Annotated in this window: 10 protein-coding genes and 1 pseudogene; 8 read left to right on the top strand and 3 right to left on the bottom strand. The window is 68.6% G+C overall.

Going from position 1 to position 14,871, the window contains the following annotated elements:
* The 4 genes from MFF42_RS04890 to mmsB form a co-directional block, all read left to right on the top strand.
* Window positions 1-961: carbohydrate porin (locus tag MFF42_RS04890; RefSeq protein WP_238254758.1), on the top strand; the 961-nt coding region annotated here is incomplete at its 5' end.
* Between the two features lie 196 nt (window positions 962-1,157).
* Window positions 1,158-2,231 (top strand): multiple monosaccharide ABC transporter substrate-binding protein, encoded by a 1,074-nt coding sequence (gene chvE / locus MFF42_RS04895; RefSeq protein ID WP_373875134.1) that lies wholly within the window; start codon window positions 1,158-1,160, stop codon window positions 2,229-2,231.
* A 46-nt stretch (window positions 2,232-2,277) separates the two neighbouring features.
* Window positions 2,278-3,813, top strand: coding sequence for a multiple monosaccharide ABC transporter ATP-binding protein (mmsA, locus tag MFF42_RS04900; protein WP_238254759.1), 1,536 nt, complete (start codon window positions 2,278-2,280; stop codon window positions 3,811-3,813).
* Window positions 3,814-3,851: 38 nt separating this feature from the next.
* Window positions 3,852-5,033 carry a multiple monosaccharide ABC transporter permease gene (mmsB, locus tag MFF42_RS04905; protein ID WP_238254766.1) on the top strand — a complete coding sequence of 394 codons (1,182 nt, stop codon included), beginning with the start codon at window positions 3,852-3,854 and terminating at the stop codon, window positions 5,031-5,033.
* 222 nt (window positions 5,034-5,255) lie between these two features.
* Here the strand turns inward: mmsB and MFF42_RS04910 are convergent.
* Window positions 5,256-5,559: pseudogene (locus tag MFF42_RS04910) on the bottom strand (transposase); the annotation flags it as partial.
* Between the two features lie 148 nt (window positions 5,560-5,707).
* On the opposite strand from MFF42_RS04910, the gene MFF42_RS04915 reads away from it, so the two are divergent.
* Both MFF42_RS04915 and MFF42_RS04920 read left to right on the top strand, forming a co-directional pair.
* Window positions 5,708-7,345 carry an inorganic phosphate transporter gene (locus MFF42_RS04915; RefSeq protein ID WP_238254760.1) on the top strand — a complete coding sequence of 546 codons (1,638 nt, stop codon included), beginning with the start codon at window positions 5,708-5,710 and terminating at the stop codon, window positions 7,343-7,345.
* 6 nt (window positions 7,346-7,351) lie between these two features.
* Window positions 7,352-8,395: a transporter gene (locus tag MFF42_RS04920; protein ID WP_238254761.1), complete on the top strand. Its 1,044-nt coding sequence runs from the start codon at window positions 7,352-7,354 to the stop codon at window positions 8,393-8,395.
* A 16-nt stretch (window positions 8,396-8,411) separates the two neighbouring features.
* Here the strand turns inward: MFF42_RS04920 and MFF42_RS04925 are convergent, their stop codons facing one another.
* Together MFF42_RS04925 and MFF42_RS26340 are read right to left on the bottom strand one after the other, a co-directional pair.
* Entirely contained in the window at window positions 8,412-9,932 is a 1,521-nt protein-coding gene (locus MFF42_RS04925; protein WP_238254762.1) for a carbohydrate porin, read from the bottom strand.
* A gap of 77 nt (window positions 9,933-10,009) precedes the next feature.
* Entirely contained in the window at window positions 10,010-10,132 is a 123-nt protein-coding gene (locus MFF42_RS26340; protein ID WP_283206853.1) for a hypothetical protein, read from the bottom strand.
* 261 nt (window positions 10,133-10,393) lie between these two features.
* Here MFF42_RS26340 and MFF42_RS04930 point away from each other — a divergent pair, with 261 nt between their 5' ends.
* Entirely contained in the window at window positions 10,394-11,428 is a 1,035-nt protein-coding gene (locus MFF42_RS04930) for a chemotaxis protein CheB (protein ID WP_238254763.1), read from the top strand.
* Window positions 11,429-11,589: 161 nt separating this feature from the next.
* Window positions 11,590-14,871, top strand: a 3,282-nt coding sequence (locus MFF42_RS04935; RefSeq protein ID WP_238254764.1) for a CheR family methyltransferase, incomplete at its 3' end; no start/stop codon positions are given.

A 14,871-nucleotide genomic window follows, 5' to 3' on the forward strand; every position in this document is an offset into this window, starting at 1 on the left:
CTATCAGCAGAAGCTGTTCGACAACCGGCTCGACATCGAGTTCGGCCGGCTCAACGCCAACCCCAACTTCCTGGCTTCGCCGCTCTACTGCAACTTCCAGAACAATGCCACCTGCGGCGCCCCGACCTTCGCCTTCAAGTCCACCAACTTCACCTACTGGCCGATCGCGACCTGGGGCGCGCACGCCAAGGCTTGGTTCACCGATCGCGTCTTCCTGCATGCCGGCGTCTACGAGGTGAACCCGAACACCCAGCGGCTGACCGACAACGGCATCGACTGGTCGACGCGCGGGGCCACCGGCGTCGTGGTCCCGGTCGAACTCGGCTACTCGACGACGCTCGCCAACGATCTGCTGCCGCGCAACTACGGCATCGGCGCCATCGTCGATCGTTCCGACTACGCCGACCCGGTGCTGAACACCGCCGGGGGGCCGCTCGTCTTCGCCGGCGGCAACCCGCTGACCCGCTTCGGGCGCTCGTCGATCTATGCCCGGTTCGACCAGATGGTCTGGCGGCCCGATCCCGAGGCGCCGCAGGGGCTGACGCTGTTCGGGGTCGCGATGAAGGGGATCGAAGGCCGCCAGACCCAGGACTTCTACCTCGAGGGCGGCGCGCTCCTGACCGGCACGTTCGCGGATCGGCCCTACGACACGGCCGGGTTCGTGATCTCGACCCAGAAGTTCTCCTCGCTCGGGATCGCCAACGTCCGGGCGGCGCGCGCCTCGCTCGGTCTCGATCCGCGCGACGTAGCGACCCAGCAGATCATGTTGGAGCTGAACTACGGCATCCAGGTCACGCCGGCGATCCGCCTGATGCCGAACCTCCAGTACATCATCAATCCCGACAACACCCGCTTCCCCTTCCGGGCGAAGAATACCCCGAACGCCTTCGTCGCTGGTGCGAAGTTCTCGGTCGACCTCTTCACCCTCGCCGGGATGGCGAGGGGACCGGGCAGTCTCTAGGGCCCGTCTCCGGCCCGATCCCGGTCGGGCCGGCGTCTCCCGGTCATCGTTTCGGAGTGCCTCGCCGAGACAAAGGTCGCCACGTCCGGAGCGGGAGGGGGCTTCGAAAAAACAAGAGTGAACTTCATCACCTGAAACGTCTCCTCAAGACATACTCGGCCATTGGCCTACTTAATCAAATAACAGGGAGGAAAACATGACCGCCAGGCGTGAGCTGCTGAGGTTGATTATCGGCATTACGGCCATTGCAGGTCTTGCGATGCCGTCGGCCATGGCGGCGAGCGGCGATATCATCGGTGTCGCCATGCCGACGAAGTCTTCGGCGCGCTGGATCGACGACGGCAACAACATCGTCGCGCGGCTCAAGGCCAAAGGCTACAAACCGGACCTTCAATACGCCGACGACGACATCCCGAACCAACTCGCCCAGATCGAGAACATGGTCACGATGGGTGCGAAAGTCCTCGTCATCGCCTCGATCGACGGGACGACGCTGACCGACGTGCTGGCGCAGGCGCGCGACGCGGGGGTGAAGGTGATCGCGTACGACCGCCTGATCAAGGGCAGTCCGAACGTCGATTACTATGCCACCTTCGACAACTTCAAGGTCGGCGTCGAGCAGGGCACCTCCATCGTCGACGCGCTCGGCCTGAAGGACGGCAAGGGACCGTTCAACATCGAGTTGTTCGGCGGATCTCCCGACGATAACAACGCGTATTTCTTCTATGACGGCGCCATGTCGGTGCTGAAGCCGTATATCGACGCGAAGAAGCTCGTTGTCCGCTCCGGCCAGATGGGGATGGACAAGGTTGCGATCCTGCGCTGGGATCCGGCGACGGCCCAGGCGCGGATGGATAACCTGCTCTCGGCCTATTACGGCAACGCCCGGCTCGACGCGGTGCTGTCGCCCTATGACGGCCTCTCGATCGGGATCATCTCGTCGCTCAAAGGGGTCGGATACGGTTCCGGCACCATGAAGATGCCCATCGTCACCGGGCAGGACGCCGAGGTGCAATCCGTCAAATCCATCATCGCCGGCGAGCAGTACTCGACGATCTTCAAGGACACGCGTGACCTCGCCAAGGTCGCGGTCGACATGGTCGACGCCCTGGAGAACGGCAAGACCCCCGAGATCAACGACGACAAGACCTATAACAACGGCAAGAAGATCGTTCCTTCCTATCTGCTGACGCCGGTGGTCGTGACCAAGGCCAATTGGAAGAAGGTCCTGATCGACTCGGGCTACTACAAGGCATCCCAGTTCCAGTGATCCGGCGCCGGTCGCAACCCTCGGAATCCGCAGCGGAAGCCGTCGCATGAATGCCGTCCTTGAGATGCGGGCGATCTCGAAGACGTTCCCGGGCGTCAAGGCGCTCGACGACGTCAACCTCGAGATCCGTCCGGCCGAGATCCACGCCATCATCGGCGAGAACGGGGCCGGCAAATCGACGCTGATGAAGGTTCTCAGCGGCGTCTATCCCTACGGCTCCTACGACGGGGAGATCTACTACGAGGGCCAGCTGAGCCGGTTCCGCTCCATCGCCGAGAGCGAGCGCGTCGGGATCGTCATCATCCACCAGGAACTCGCCCTGGTCCCGTTCCTCTCGATCGCCGAGAACATCTTCCTCGGCAACGAGCCGGCGCGCTTCGGCGTGATCGACTGGGACGCCGCCTTCGCGCGGACGCGCGACCTCCTGCGGACGGTCGGACTCGACGAGAATCCCGAGACGCTCGTCACGCATCTCGGCGTCGGCAAACAGCAGCTCGTCGAGATCGCCAAGGCGCTCTCCAAGCGCGTCAAGCTGCTGATCCTCGACGAGCCGACCGCCAGCCTCAGCGACAAAGACAGCGCGGCGCTGCTGCGCCTGCTCGTCACCCTGAAGGAGCGCGGCATCGCCTCGATCCTGATCTCGCACAAGCTGAACGAGATCTCCCAGGTCGCGGACCGGATCACCATCCTGCGCGACGGCAGCACCATCGAGACCCTCGACTGCCGCGCGGCCGCCGTCGACGAGGACCGCATCATCCGGGGGATGGTGGGGCGCGACATGGCGCACCGCTATCCGCCCCGGACTCCCCGGATCGGCGGCGTGCTGATGGAGGTGCGCGACTGGACCGCCTTCCATCCGCTCCACGCCGAGCGTCCCGTCGTCCGGAACGTCAGCTTCTCCGTCCGCAAGGGCGAGATCGTCGGCATCGCCGGCCTGATGGGATCGGGCCGCACCGAATTCGCCATGAGCCTCTTCGGCCGCGCCTACGGTCAGGGGGTGAGCGGGCGCGTGCGGATCGAGGGCCGCGACGTCGATGTCTCGACCATCGACAAGGCGATCGCGGCGGGCATCGCCTACGTCACGGAAGACCGCAAGCAACTCGGCCTCGTGCTGGACGAGAGCATCGCCAGGAACACCACCCTGGCGAATCTGCCGGGCATCGCGCGGGCGACGGTCATCGACGAGGACCGGGAGAGCGACGTCGCGGAGAATTACCGCAGGAGCATGCGCATCCGCTCGTACGGGATCGGCCAGCAGGTCGTGAACCTCTCCGGCGGCAACCAGCAGAAGGTCGTCCTGAGCAAATGGCTGTTCACGGATACCAAGATCCTGATCCTCGACGAGCCGACGCGCGGCATCGATGTCGGCGCGAAGTACGAGATCTATTGCATCATCAATGAACTGGTCGATCAGGGCCGCGGCGTCGTGATGATCTCCTCCGAGATGCCCGAGCTTCTCGGCCTGTGCGACCGGATCTACGTCATGAACGAAGGGCGTTTCGTGGGCGAATTTCCGGCTTCCGAAGCGAGCCAGGAAGCCATCATGCGATCGATCATGCGGTCGAAGGAACGGAACGGATGACCGGTACCCCCGTGAAACAGCCGGCGGTCGCGCTCGGTATGGCCCCCGACGCCGGAACGGCTCCCGCGCCCCTCGCGCGGCGCGGCTTCCTCAAGCGGACGCACTTTCGTGATTACGGGCTGATGATCGTTCTGATCGTCATCATGCTCTTCTTCCAATATGCGACGAACGGCGTCCTGCTCGAGCCGCTCAACCTGACGAACCTGATTCTGCAGAACAGCTACGTCATCGTCATGGCGCTCGGCATGCTGCTCGTCATCGTCGCGGGGCATATCGACCTGTCGATCGGCTCGGTGGTGGGCTTCGTGGGCGCGCTCGCCGCGATCCTGATGGTGCGCCTGGGCGTCGATTACGTCTCGGCGACGATCCTCTGCCTCGCGGTCGGGGGCGCCATCGGCGCGATACAGGGCTCCTTCGTCGCCTATTTCGGCATCCCGAGCTTCATCGTCACGCTTGCCGGCATGCTGGTGTTCCGCGGCCTGACGCTGGCCGTGCTGCAGGGCGCCTCGGTCGGTCCCTTCCCCGAACTCTTCCAACTCCTGGCCAAGGGGTTCATCCCCAACGTCGCCGGCCCCTGGACGTCGGTGATGATCGGCGCCGCCCTGTGGCTCATCCTGCTCGTCGTGAGCTGGCGCCGCCGCGCCGCGCAGCTCCGGCACGGCACGCAGGTGGAGGCGCAGGCCTCCTTCCTCGTCCGCAACGCCGTGCTCGGTGTCCTGATCCTGGCCTTCGCCTACCAGATGAGCTCCTATCGCGGGCTGCCGAACGTGCTCGTCATCATGTTCCTGCTGGTGATGGCCTATCGCTTCGTCACCAACCGGACGACGATCGGGCGCCGCATCTACGCCCTCGGCGGGAACGTCAAGGCCGCGCGCCTGTCCGGCATCAAGACCGAGCGGCTCATCTTTCTGACCTTCGTCAACATGGGCGTGCTGGCCGGGCTCGCGGGCATGATCTTCGCCGCGCGCCTCAACACGGCGACACCCAAGGCGGGGCTCGGCTTCGAACTCGACGTCATCGCCGCCTGCTTCATCGGCGGCGCCTCCGCCGCGGGCGGCATCGGCAAGGTCTCGGGTGTGGTGATCGGCGCCTTCATCATCGGCGTGATGAACAACGGCATGTCGATGCTGGGCATCGGCATCGACTATCAGCAGGTCATCAAGGGGCTCGTGCTTCTGGCGGCTGTCTTTCTGGATATGTACAATAAGAAGGAAAGCTAAGCTGGGCATCATCTGTGGACGGGGTGTCGCATGGCTTTCGCGCGATTTTCCGTGAGCTGAGACCCTGCGCGGCTGCATCTGCCGTCCTCAATCCAATGTCGATCATCAGTGGGGTGAACTCCCGGCTGCCGGCGCCGTCTGGGGTCATCCGGACGCGGTCCAGGGCGGCTGCGGCGTGGTCCGTCATCCCGCCAAGCGGGGCCTGGACTACGCCGATCTGCTTGACCGGGCCAGGAGAGGAGCAATCATCCAATCGAACCTACCTGCCCTTCGCCAGCCGGAGAATCAGCTCGACTCAGTCCCGACTGCGCCGTCGCGCGCCGGCAGATCCTCCCGGGGAGCGCCGGTCCGCAAGGATCCGGAGCATCCGCCGAGGTCTTGGGGCGGGCCTCCGCATGCCGGCCTGTGCGCGGCTTCTCCGGAAGCACGAGGAGGGCGATTGCTCGCGCTGCGCGTCCGTCGATTCGAGGCGTCGCGCCCAGCCCCGTGGGGCCGACCGGCCAGCCCGCCCTCCCCGCAGAGGCATCCGCTCCCGGCAAGCCTCACCCCTCGGCCGGACCGCACGTTCCATCAAGCGCTCTTAATCCCTGGCCTGTCACAAAAATTTCGCCGTCCGCGTGCTCAGACAATCTCCGGCGACGCAAGCCCGCACAGATATCGTCGGAGAGGTCGGCATGGCAGGGTCAGCAATCGGCGGTTTCGCGCCAAGCCAGGATCATGCGGGGCCAGGGCCGCACCACGGTCGTCCCAATCTCGACGGCAACCGCTCGATCCTCGCGACCGTCCTGTTCACGGGCGCGGTCGCGGCGGCCCTCGCCTACGTCGCCTACAGCATCTACCTCGACGTCGATGCCACCGGCGTGCAGGTCACCACGTACCTGCCCTACATCCTGCTGTTCGTCGCGCTCATCATCGCGCTCGGCTTCGAGTTCGTGAACGGCTTCCACGACACGGCCAACGCCGTCGCGACCGTCATCTACACGCACTCCCTGCCCGCCAACGTCGCCGTCGTCTGGTCCGGCTTCTTCAACTTCCTCGGCGTGCTCCTGTCCTCGGGGGCCGTCGCCTTCGGCATCGTCAGCCTGCTGCCGGTCGAGCTGATCCTGCAGGTCGGGTCCGGGGCGGGCTTCGCCATGGTCTTCGCCCTCCTGATCGCCGCCATCATCTGGAACCTCGGCACCTGGTATTTCGGCCTGCCGGCCTCCTCGTCGCACACCCTGATCGGCTCGATCATCGGCGTCGGCGTAGCGAACGCGCTGATGCACGGCCGCTCGGGCACGTCGGGGGTCGACTGGACGAAGGCCACCGAGATCGGCTGGTCCCTGCTGCTCTCGCCGGTCTTCGGCTTCATGGCCGCCGGCGCCCTGCTGCTCGTGCTGCGCTTCGTGGTGCGCAACCCCGCCCTCTACGCCGAGCCGAAGGGCAAGGAGCCGCCGCCGTGGTGGATCCGCGGCATCCTGATCGCGACCTGCACCGGCGTCTCCTTCGCGCACGGCTCGAACGACGGGCAGAAGGGCATGGGCCTGATCATGCTCATCCTGATCGGCACCGTGCCGACCGCCTACGCCCTCAACCGCGCCCTGCCGGATTCCTCGGTGGCGCAGTTCCGGATGACCTCGCAGGCGGCCTCCGAGGTGGTGGCGAAGAAGGCGGCCGGCTACGACATCATCGGCGATCCCCGCCCGGCGGTGACGGCCTACGTCGCCGCCCACAAGATCGAGGGCGGCACCTATCCGTCGCTCTCGGTCCTGATCAAGCAGATCGGCGAGCAGGTCGATCAGTACGGCACCCTCGCGAAGGTGCCAGCCGAGGCGGTCGGCAACACCCGCAACGACATGTACCTCGCCTCCGAGGCGGTCCGCTTCCTGATGAAGGACAAGGAGAGCGAGCTTTCCTCGGCCGAGATCGGCACGCTCAACGCCTACAAGAAGAGCCTCGACGAGGCGACGCGCTTCATCCCCACCTGGGTCAAGGTCGCCGTCGCGATCGCCCTCGGCCTCGGCACCATGGTCGGCTGGAAGCGCATCGTGATCACCGTCGGCGAGAAGATCGGCAAGACCCACCTGACCTACGCGCAGGGGGCCTCGGCGGAGCTGGTCGCGGCCGGCACGATCGGCGCGGCCGACATGTTCGGCCTCCCGGTCTCGACCACGCACGTTCTGTCGTCGGGCGTGGCCGGCACCATGGCGGCCAACCGGTCCGGCCTGCAGCTCTCGACCCTGCGCAACCTGGCCATGGCCTGGGTGCTGACCCTGCCGGTGGCCATGCTCCTGTCCGGCACGCTCTACGTGATCTTCTCGCGCCTGTTCTGAGCCGGGATGGCCGCGGCATCGACACGGCCGGCCCGTCTCCTCTGCGACGAGCCGGCGCTCCCGGGCCTTCTCTGGGCCATGCGCTTCGACGAGGGCGGCCGCGGCCACCTCGTCGATCACGAGGAGGGGCTGCCCGCTCCGGGGGGCTTCGGCGAGGGTTTCCTCTGGCTGCACTTCAACTTGAACGACGTGCGGCTGGCCGATCTCGTCGCCGAGGGCCGGCTCGGTCCGCGGCACCTGACGGCCGCCGCCTTCGCCAGCGACCCGCACCAGCGCCTCCTGGTCGAGGACGGCCATATCGGCGGCGTCGTGGCCGATCTCGTCCGCGAGAGGGACGAGAGGGCCAAGGTCGATGCCGGCGGCCGCCTGCATTTCGTGATGGGGCCGCGCCTCCTGGTGAGCGGCCGCCGGCACCCCGTCGTCGGGCCCGACCTCGCCCGCGATGCGGCGGCGGACGGGCAGTGCATCCTCGCGCCCGTCCAACTTCTCGAGATCATCGTCGGGCAGGTCGTCACCGCGATGGTGGAGACGGGCGGTCGCCTCGCCGACGAACTCGACGAGATCGAGGACCACATCCTCGACGAGCGCGTGCGCGGCGAGCGGCGGCGGCTCGGCCCGATCCGCCGCGACGCGGTGCGGCTTCATCGGCAGCTCCTGGGGCTGCGCGCCGTCTTCCACCGTCTGGAGACGGCCGCGTCCGACGAGCAGATTCCGGCCGCCGCCGTCACCGCCGCCGTCCGGATCGCGCAGCGGCTGGACGCCCTCGACCGCGACATGGTGATGCTCGCCGACCGCTCCCGCCTGATGCAGGAGGAGCTGGCCTCCTACCTCGCCCAGGCCTCCAACCGGCAGCTCTACACCCTGTCGGTGCTGACCGCCCTGTTCCTGCCGCCGACGCTGGTGACCGGCCTGTTCGGCATGAACACCAAGGGCCTGCCGCTTGCCGAGAACGAGAGCGGCTCCTCGGTCGCCATCACGGTCGCCGTCGTCTCGGCGCTCGCGGTCTTCGCGCTGATCCGCGGCCTCGGCATCCGCCCGCCGCGCGACTGAGAGCGGCCGGGAGCGCTCAGTAGCGGATCGTGGCGCGCAGGCCGAACACGGCGGCATTGCGGATCCGCGCGCCGTCCGGATCGCGCGGGTTGCTGATGCCGCCGCCGGGCTTGAACACGTACTGGATGCTCGGCTGCAGGGCGAGGCCCGGCCCGAGCACCGCCTGGTAGGTCGCCTCGACCACCGTCTCCATGCTGCGGCGCGGGCCCGGGACGCCGCCGAGGATGGCGGCCTCGGCGTCGAGACGGCGGACGGCGTCGGAGATCCGGGCGTAGCCGACCGCGAGGCCCATCGTGTCGTCCGAGCGGCCGCGGAACAGGCCCCTGTAGGCGATGCCGGCATCGAGGTAGAAATCGATCAGGTTGCGGTCGCCGGGCGAGCCCGAGGCGCGCAGGAACACGCTGGCGCCGTCGTTGGGGTCGTCCGGTTCGCGGTAGACGGTCTGGTCGATGACCCCGTAGATCCCGCTGTCGCCGCTCAGCCGGCGCCCGACCCCCGAGCTCTCCGGATCGGCCAGCGACCGGCCCTCCGTGTCGCGGTTGAGCGCGTTGAAGCGGCCGAACTGGTACCAGCCGCCGAGCGTCACCGTGCCCGGCTCGCCCGCCGAGCCCGGCGCGATGTTGTAGGCGTAGGACACCTCCGCGATGGCGAGCGCCGGGTCGGTGAGCGGGAAGCGGGTGCCGGTGCGGTTGCGCCGCTGCGGATCGGGCTCGCGGCCGAAGCGGTCGGGTCCGCCCGGATCGCCGTCGTAGAGACCGGCCTGGAAGGACAGGTTGGCGTTGGGCACGATCTTCACCCGCACGCCCGGCGAGGCGAGCGGGTAGGACGGCCCGCCGCCCCGGAGGTTGCTCGCCAGGATCCCGGCCCAGCCGAGGGATCCGTTGGTGAACAGGATGCCGGTCTGGCTGATCATGTACTCGGTGTCGGTGGCGAGTTGCCCGACGCGCACAGCGAGGCGGCCGTCGAACAGGCTCTGCTCGAACCACAGCTCGTTGAGGCGCGAGGCCGAGAGGGCCTCGATGTCGCTCACGGTGAGCAGGTTGCCGATATAGGAGCGCGACGCGCCGCTGCCGTGGATCTGGTAGAACGTCGTGTGGAGCGCGCCTCCCTTCCAGCCCACCAGGGTGTCGAGATCGACGTCGACGTCGATGTCGACCATGCCGAGCGTCGCGGTGCCGCGCCGCTTGCCGCCGCGCGCGGTGTGGACGGCCTCGGTGAAGTAGATCAGATCGTAGGTGATCCCGCGGGTGCGCAGGAAGGCGCGGAAGCCGCCGGGGTCCCCCGCCGGGCCCAGCAGATCCTCGATCGTGCTCGTCACCTCCGCCGAGCGCTGGGCCGAGAAGACCGGCTGGGCGACGGAGGTCTGGGGATCGCCGCCCGCGCCGGCATCGGAGCCGATGGACAACCCTTCGCTCGCGATGCGGGCGGCCTCGCCCGGAACGTCGAGCACCGGCTGCGCGACGGCCGCGAAGCCCGACAGCAGGAGGGCGGCCAGCGCAGCGGAGCGCGCTCGTCCTGCGCGGAGGCCGCGAGACATCCTGCTCCCCGGACCGCTCATGTCAGCCCTGCACGCCAAGCCATGTTTCCTCGGGAGGCACCGGTTCCGGCCACGGCTCAGGATCGAGCCGGCACGGACATCGCGGCCCGGACCGGCCCGCGGACGACGGCGTGGCTGTCGGCGAGTTCGCGGCGGACCGCCTCGAGATCGGCATCGTGCGGTGGGCGTCGGTCGGGCATCGTCGGCGCCACCTCGAGGGGACATGCAGAGTGGTGATAGGATCAGGCTTCCGTGACAAGCCTGAGAAGCTTGCGAATCCTGGGGCCGAGGTGCCGGAGGTGGTCGGAGCTCGGGCCGGGCGGACCCCTTTTCCGGACGCCCGCGGCCTCCGGCGGAACCTTCCCTCGGATCGCAACCTATCCGGAAGTGGCCCCGGCACGCGGCCTCCGCAGGCCGGATGCTCCGCGGCCGGGTTTCGGCGGAGCGCGGAGCAGGGCGGCTTGAGCAATCGCGACGTCATCGTCATCGGCGGATCGTCCGGTGCCACCGTCCCGCTCAGGGCGATCCTCGGCGCCCTGCCGCAGGATCTGCCGGCGGCGGTCTTCATCGTGCTGCACATCCCCGCGCGCAGCCTCGGCCTGCTCGCGACCGTCACGTCGGCGGTCGCCCACATCCCGGTCCACCCGGCCGCCGACGGCATGGCGATCCGCCCGGGCAACATCTATCTCGGCGTGCCCGACCATCACCTCATCCTCGATGGGGACCGGATCAAGCTCGGCCGCGGCCCCCGCGAGAACATGGCGCGGCCCTCGATCGATCCCCTGTTCCGCTCCGCCGCCGCGCAGTACGGCCCGCGGGTGATCGGCGTGCTCCTGAGCGGGCTGCTCAACGACGGCGTCTCGGGTCTCGAGGCGATCAAGCGCTGCGGCGGCATCACGCTCGTGCAGGATCCCGCGGAGGCGATCGCCGACGAGATGCCGCGCAGCGCCCTCTCCGCCATGGAGGTCGATCTCACCCTGCCCGCGGCCGGCATCGGCGACGTCCTGTCGGACCTCGTGCGCGACGCCGCCGGCCCGCCCCTGCCCGTCCCGCCCGAGATCCGGCTCGAAGTCGACATCGCCGCGGGCGAGCGGATCGACAGCGACGTCCTGCGCCGCATCGCCGATCCCGCCGCGATGTCCTGCCCGCATTGCGGCGGCGTGCTCTCCGAGGTGCGGGACGGCAAGCCGCTGCGCTTCCGCTGCCAAGTCGGCCACGCCTACACCGCCGAGGCGGTGGCCAAGCAGCAGGAGGGATCGATCGACGAGGCCCTGCGGGTGGCCCTGCGCATCGTCGAGGAACGGGCCGAACTCGTCCGGCGCATGGCCAGCGACGGGCGCAAGGCCGGGCGCCCGGCGGTCAGCGCGCTCTACGAGGAGCGCGCGGCCGAGTACCGCCGACACGCCGACGTGATCCGCCGGGCCGTCCTTCAGACCCTGCCCTCACCCGAGCCGGCGGACGGCGACATCGACCCCGGGGGCGAGCAGGAGGAATAGCGCGTGCGCTCGTCCGATCCGGCCCCATTGCCGAGCGCGGGCACCGCGCGGTGGGACGCGGCGCGCCGCCGCGATCGGTTTCGGACTGGCCAGCGCCCGCCGCATCGTCCTAGAGGCTGTGCCGGAGCGCGCGCACGGGTCCGCTGCGGCTGGAGGCGGTGATGGTGGAGTCCTCCGAGGAGGCCGGCCCCCGGGACGGCAGGCCGATCGTCGTCGCCCTGTGCGCCTCGGCCGCGAACACGCGCTCGCTCGTGCATCTGCTGCAGGCGCTTCCGCCCCGGCCCGACACGGCCATCATCGTCGTGCTGCAGCACCGGGAAACGCTCGACGCGGCCGCGTTCGGCCATGCCCTGGCGGCGGCCGGCCACGAGGTGAGCGTCATCGAGCGGACCATGCCGCTGGTGCCGGGCCGGGTCTACCTGCCGGAGCCCAACGTCATCGTCAGCATCGAGGGCGACCACTTCCAGCTTCGTCCCGCCGAGCAGCGCTTCGGCGAGCGCGGGACGATCGACAGCTTCCTCGTCTCGCTGGTGGGCGAGATGGACGGGCGCACCATCTCGGTCGTCCTCGCCGGAACCGGATCCGACGGAACCCTCGGCTTCAAGGCCGTGAAGGAGATGGGCGGCATCGCCTTCGCGGAGGAGACCGAGGAGTCGCGCGCCGGCGAACTCGCCGCGAGCAACATCCCCGCCGCGCTGGCGGATGCCGTGCTGCCGATCGAGCCCCTGGCCGAGCGGATCCGGGCCAGCATCCGCCAGCTCGGTTCGAAGACCGGTCCGGACGCGCATCTCGACGAGGCCGAGGCCTCGACGGTGCTGGCCAGCATCGCGGCGGTGCTGCGCAACAAGACCGGCCACGACTTCCACGGCTACAAGGAGGGCACCTTCATGCGCCGCATCCAGCGGCGGATGCAGGTCGCCCAGATCGACGACAACGCCGCCTACGTCGACTATCTGCGGGCGCAGCCGGGCGAGGCCCAGGAGCTCTTCAACGACCTCCTGATCGGCGTGACGCAGTTCTTCCGCGACACGAAGGAGTTCGAGCTCCTCGAACGCAGCGTGATCCCGAAGCTGTTCGAGGGGAAGACCCGCAGCGATCCGCTGAGGATCTGGATCATCGGCTGCTCAACCGGCGAGGAGGCCTACTCCTTCGGCATCCTGCTGCGCGAGCACATGGCGACGCTCGAAGAGGTGCCGCAGGTCCAGATCTTCGCGACCGACCTCGACGGCCGGGCCCTCGCGGCGGCGCGCTCGGCCCGCTACGCCGAGTCGGTCGTGCGCGACGTCAGCCCCGAGCGGCTCGCGCGCTGGTTCGTGCGGGAGGGCAACACCTACTGCATCGTCAAGGAAGTGCGGGAGATGTGCATCTTCTCCCAGCACAGCATCATCAAGGATCCGCCCTTCTCCCGCCTCGACCTCATCTCCTGCCGCAACCTGCTGATCTATCTCGACGCCGAGCTGCAGAGCCGCGTCATCCCGGTCTTCCACTTCGCGCTGAAGCCGGAGGGCGTGCTGTTCCTCGGCAATTCCGAGAACGTCTCCCGGCACACCAACCTGTTCGGCCCGATCGAGGCGCGCTCGCGCATCTTCCGCCGGCTGGAGACGCACAGCCGGATCCTGCCCGACTTCCCCTTCGCCGTGTCCTCTCCGCGGCTCGAGCACCGGCCGGCCTCGGGGCTGGCCGTCCGCACGGTCGAGCCCTCGCTGGCGCAGCGGGCCGAGCGCTTCGTGGAACGCTACACGCCGGCCTACGTGATCGTGGACGAGACCTACACGGTGCTGCACTTCTCCGGGCGGACCGGGCGCTACATCGATCCGGCCGGGGGCGCCGCCTCGCTCAACCTGATGCAGCTGGCGCATCCGGACCTGCGCCTCGACCTGCGCGCGGCGCTGGTGCGCGCGGCCGAGGACGGGCGGACGATCCACCTCCCCAACCGGCGGATCGAGCAGGACGGGCAGAGCCTGCTGGTCGAGCTCGTGGTCGAGCCGGTGAAGGACACGGCCAGCCCCGGCCGGCACTTCTTCGTGCTGTTCAAGGACGGCGGGACGGCCGCCGCCGACGCGGACGCGTCGTCCTCGTCCCAGGACCAGCGCGACCGCATCCGGGAGCTCGAAGCGGAGCTGCGCGAGAACAAGGACCGGCTGCAGGCCATCGCCGAGGAGGCGGAGAGCACCAACGAGGAGCTGAAGGCCTCGAACGAGGAGTACCAGTCGCTGAACGAGGAGCTGCAATCGGCCAACGAGGAGCTGCAGACTTCGAAGGAGGAGCTGCAATCGGTCAACGAGGAGCTGACCACCGTCAACGGCGAGCTCGGGCTGCGGGTGCAGGAACTCGGCCGCATCAACAGCGACCTCAAGAACTTCCTCGAAAGCACGCAGATCGCCACCGTCTTCCTCGACAACGACCTGCGCGTCATGCGCTTCACGCCGGCCTCGGCGGAGCTGTTCCACCTCGTCGAATCGGATGCCGGCCGTCCCCTCGCCCACATCAAGTCCCGCATCGCCTACGAGGAGCTGCAGGACGACGCCCGCCGCGTCCTGCGCACCCTCAACAGCTCCGAGCGCGAGATCGAGAACCCGCAGACGGGGACGCGCTACATGGTCCGCGTCCTGCCGTATCGCAGCGTCGACAACTTCATCGCGGGCGTCGTCATCACCTTCGTCGACATCACCGCGCGCAAACAGGCCGAGGCGGCCCTGCGGGAGAGCGAGGCGCGGTTCCGCCAGTTCGCGGACGCGTCCTCGGACGTGCTCTGGATCCGGAACGCGCGGACCCTGGGCTTCGAGTATGCGGGCCCGGCCTTCGAGATGCTGTACGGCACCGCCCTCGACGATCCCGGCCAGGATCCGCTGCGATCCTGGCTGAAGCTCATCGCGCGGGCGGACCGCAAGGCCGTGCTCGAGGCCTTCCGCCGCGTGCGGGCGGGCGAGCGGGTGTCCCACATCTTCCGCATCCGCCGGCCGAGCGACGGCGAGGAGCGCTGGCTCGCCAACGCCAACTTCCCGCTGTTCGACGACAAGGGGCAGGTGCACCGCGTCGGCGGCATCACCTCCGACGTCACCGATGCCAAGCGGGCCGCCGAGCGCCAGGACGTGCTCGTCAAGGAGTTGCAGCACCGCTCGCGCAACCTCCTTGGCGTCGTCACCTCGCTCGCGACCCGCACCGTCGGGCAGGGGGCGCCGGTGGAGAATTTCACCACCCGGCTGAACGCACTGGGCCGGGCCCAGGCCCTGCTCAGCCGGTCCGGCAACGACACCGTCGAGGTCAGCGCCCTCGTGCACGCGGAGCTCGCGGCCTATACCAGCGCCTCGCCGCAGCGCATCACGATCTCGGGTCCCAAGGTGCTGCTGACCTCGGAGCAGGTGCAGAACTTCGCCCTCGCCCTGCACGAGCTGACCACCAACGCCGTCAAGTACGGCGCGCTGAAGGACGAGGCGGGCCGC

Source organism: Methylorubrum podarium, from assembly GCF_022179745.1.
Lineage (GTDB): Bacteria > Pseudomonadota > Alphaproteobacteria > Rhizobiales > Beijerinckiaceae > Methylobacterium > Methylobacterium podarium.

Excerpts from the sequence above, each read along its gene's own strand:
- chvE (WP_373875134.1), top strand. The coding sequence starts at position 1,158 with ATGACCGCCAGGCGTGAGCTGCTGAGGTTGATTATCGGCATTACGGCC.
- mmsA (WP_238254759.1), top strand. The coding sequence starts at position 2,278 with ATGAATGCCGTCCTTGAGATGCGGGCGATCTCGAAGACGTTCCCGGGC.
- mmsB (WP_238254766.1), top strand. The coding sequence starts at position 3,852 with ATGGCCCCCGACGCCGGAACGGCTCCCGCGCCCCTCGCGCGGCGCGGC.
- MFF42_RS04915 (WP_238254760.1), top strand. The coding sequence starts at position 5,708 with ATGGCAGGGTCAGCAATCGGCGGTTTCGCGCCAAGCCAGGATCATGCG.
- MFF42_RS04920 (WP_238254761.1), top strand. The coding sequence starts at position 7,352 with ATGGCCGCGGCATCGACACGGCCGGCCCGTCTCCTCTGCGACGAGCCG.
- MFF42_RS04925 (WP_238254762.1), bottom strand. The coding sequence starts at position 9,932 with ATGTCTCGCGGCCTCCGCGCAGGACGAGCGCGCTCCGCTGCGCTGGCC.
- MFF42_RS26340 (WP_283206853.1), bottom strand. The coding sequence starts at position 10,132 with ATGCCCGACCGACGCCCACCGCACGATGCCGATCTCGAGGCGGTCCGC.